The organism is Tenacibaculum sp. TC6 (genome assembly GCF_050606265.1).
In the GTDB taxonomy this organism is placed as follows: domain Bacteria; phylum Bacteroidota; class Bacteroidia; order Flavobacteriales; family Flavobacteriaceae; genus Polaribacter.
Genome location: NZ_JBOCUK010000070.1, coordinates 1 through 2,214 on the forward strand (window position 1 = coordinate 1; position 2,214 = coordinate 2,214).

The 2,214-nt window shown below is 26.3% G+C and carries 6 protein-coding genes; all 6 read left to right on the forward strand.

The window, feature by feature from the left end; translation table 11 throughout:
- The first annotated feature begins 159 nt into the window (after nt 1-159).
- The 6 genes from ACQY1Q_RS17285 (at nt 160) to ACQY1Q_RS17310 (ending at nt 2,179) form a co-directional block, all read left to right on the forward strand.
- Nucleotides 160-585: a hypothetical protein gene (locus tag ACQY1Q_RS17285; protein ID WP_431006578.1), complete on the forward strand. Its 426-nt coding sequence runs from the start codon at nt 160-162 to the stop codon at nt 583-585.
- 79 nt (nt 586-664) lie between these two features.
- Nucleotides 665-814 carry a hypothetical protein gene (locus ACQY1Q_RS17290; RefSeq protein WP_431006579.1) on the forward strand — a complete coding sequence of 50 codons (150 nt, stop codon included), beginning with the start codon at nt 665-667 and terminating at the stop codon, nt 812-814.
- A 16-nt stretch (nt 815-830) separates the two neighbouring features.
- Nucleotides 831-1,196 (forward strand): hypothetical protein, encoded by a 366-nt coding sequence (locus ACQY1Q_RS17295; protein WP_431006580.1) that lies wholly within the window; start codon nt 831-833, stop codon nt 1,194-1,196.
- A gap of 81 nt (nt 1,197-1,277) precedes the next feature.
- Nucleotides 1,278-1,427 (forward strand): hypothetical protein, encoded by a 150-nt coding sequence (locus ACQY1Q_RS17300; protein WP_431006581.1) that lies wholly within the window; start codon nt 1,278-1,280, stop codon nt 1,425-1,427.
- Nucleotides 1,420-1,935: a hypothetical protein gene (locus tag ACQY1Q_RS17305; protein WP_431006582.1), complete on the forward strand. Its 516-nt coding sequence runs from the start codon at nt 1,420-1,422 to the stop codon at nt 1,933-1,935. The genes ACQY1Q_RS17300 and ACQY1Q_RS17305 overlap by 8 nt, the downstream gene beginning before the upstream one ends.
- Before the next feature lie 94 nt (nt 1,936-2,029).
- A complete protein-coding gene (locus ACQY1Q_RS17310; RefSeq protein ID WP_431006583.1) occupies nt 2,030-2,179 on the forward strand; it encodes a hypothetical protein in 150 nt (49 codons plus the stop codon).
- Nucleotides 2,180-2,214 lie beyond the last annotated feature (35 nt).

A 2,214-nucleotide genomic window follows, 5' to 3' on the forward strand; every position in this document is an offset into this window, starting at 1 on the left:
TACTGCTTTATTTATAAATTCATTCTTTATCAGCCTATAATAACCATAGGCAACCTCTGGATTATTATAAAGCCATGTCATGGGGAGGCTTAGAGTCTTCTGAAACGTATAAAGCCTTTGATCAAAATAAAAAAGATGAAATTCAAAAAATTATTAATAATGAACGTTACGCTAAAAATGGTGCAAAAAGTACTAAGTGCCAATAAAATATTATTTCTACTTTTTATTAGTAATATTATTATCTCCTGTGTTGCTCATAAAAAACATGAAATTAATAATGATACTTATACATTTAAAAAATATAAATCTAGTACTGGTTTTTCAAGTATTATTATTAATGCATATGATTATGAAAACAAAAACAAAATAAACGCAGCAGCAAGAGTAAATAGTATATATTTCTCCTCAACAATAAAAAAAGATAAACAACCTTTACAAGTTGAAATTACTCCTAATAACAGTTTTAAAGTAGAAGTATTTCTTCCCTCTAGATATACAGTTAAAATAAAAGAATTTTATGTAAAAAGAGGTGATTCAATTATTATTAATGCTTACCTAAAAGAAGATAACAGACCTGTTTATTAAAAAAAAAAGCAGTAGGGAAACCTTACTGCTTTTTTTATAAACTTATTTTTTATCAGCGTATGATAATCACAGGCAATCAATGGACTATTATACAACCATGTCATGGGGAGGTTTAGAGTCTTCTGAAACGTGTAAAGCCTTTGATCAAAATAAAAAAGATGAAATTCAAAAAATTATTAATAATGAACTTTATGCTAAAAATGGTGCGAAAAGTACTAAATGTCAGTAAACAAATAACAGTTTTAATGTTTGTATTAACTTTTTTTTCATGTAAAACTACTGGAAATTTTGATATTGTTAATGATACCTATACTTTAAAAAAGTATAAATCAAAAAGAGGCTTTTCTAGCATTACCATAAAGGCTTATGATTATGAGCATAAAAATGATTTAAATGCTAGTGTTTCTATCAACAATATCTACTACAAAATTAAATTTAATGGTAAAAACACAATCCCTTTAAGTATTGAAGCAAAACCAGACAATAAATTTAATGTAGAAGTCTCTCTCTTATCAAGATATACAGTTAAAATAAAAGAATTTTATGTAAAAAGAGGTGATTCAATAGTTATCAATGCTTACTTAAAAGAAGATAACAGACCTGTTTATTAAAAAAATAAAAGCAGTAGGGAAACCTTACTGCTTTTTTTATAAACTTATTTTTTATCTGCTTATGATAATCACAGGCAACCTATGGATTATTATAAAGCTATGTCGTGGGGAGGTTTAGAAACTTCAGACTCCTATAAAAAATTAAACAGTGATGAGAAAATAAAAATACAAACAATTATAAACAATGAACTTTATGCTAAAAACAATGCAAAAAGCACAAAATGTGAATAAGATTATAATTCTTTTAACATTGCTATTTTTATTTATAAACTGTTCTTCTAATCAAAAAATAGCTGAACAGAATAATGAAGAAATAAAAGTGCTACGATACATCTTAAAAAACTCCTCAAATAGTAGCACTTATTACAAAACTATTATTAATGATGGAAAAATCCCTATAAACACTTACATTAAAGGAGAATACCTAGAATTTTACTTATGCTCTAAAGAAGTAGATTCTTTCATTAAAATACCAAAACAAGATATTCTTTTTCTTCAAGAAAAATTTAAAACTTTAAGTATCCAAAGACTCGATAAGTTATTACCAGAGTTTAAAGATAAAATAACGAAGAAGAAAGAAAGATTTGAAACCTCATTTATATCCATACCTGTTTTGTTTAACAATAATTCAATGGCTATATTTTATTCACTTCAAACGTATGGTGGAGAGTTTAAATTGTTGAAAAAAAGTAAAGGAGAATGGAAAACTATTTGCTCTAATTCTGTTTGGATAGAGTAAATCAAAAGCGATAAAATTTTAAAAGCAGTAAGGTTTTCTTACTGCTTTTTTATAAACTTATTCTCTTTTTTCTCATGATAACCATAGACAACCTATGGACTATTATACAGCTATGTCTTGGGGTGGTTTGGAGTCTTCGGAAACGTATAAAGCCCTAGATCAAAATAAAAAAGATGAAATTCAAAAAATTATTAATAATGAACGTTATGCAAAAAACGATGCCAAAAGTACTAAGTGTTCGTAAGTTAATTTATTTATCTGTTTGTCTGGCTATAACAG

Bases quoted from the DNA above. Each gene is read 5' to 3' on its own strand.
- ACQY1Q_RS17285 (WP_431006578.1), top strand. From the start codon at position 160: ATGAACGTTACGCTAAAAATGGTGCAAAAAGTACTAAGTGCCAATAAA.
- ACQY1Q_RS17295 (WP_431006580.1), top strand. From the start codon at position 831: ATGTTTGTATTAACTTTTTTTTCATGTAAAACTACTGGAAATTTTGAT.
- ACQY1Q_RS17300 (WP_431006581.1), top strand. From the start codon at position 1,278: ATGGATTATTATAAAGCTATGTCGTGGGGAGGTTTAGAAACTTCAGAC.
- ACQY1Q_RS17310 (WP_431006583.1), top strand. From the start codon at position 2,030: ATGGACTATTATACAGCTATGTCTTGGGGTGGTTTGGAGTCTTCGGAA.
- ACQY1Q_RS17290 (WP_431006579.1), top strand. From the start codon at position 665: ATGGACTATTATACAACCATGTCATGGGGAGGTTTAGAGTCTTCTGAA.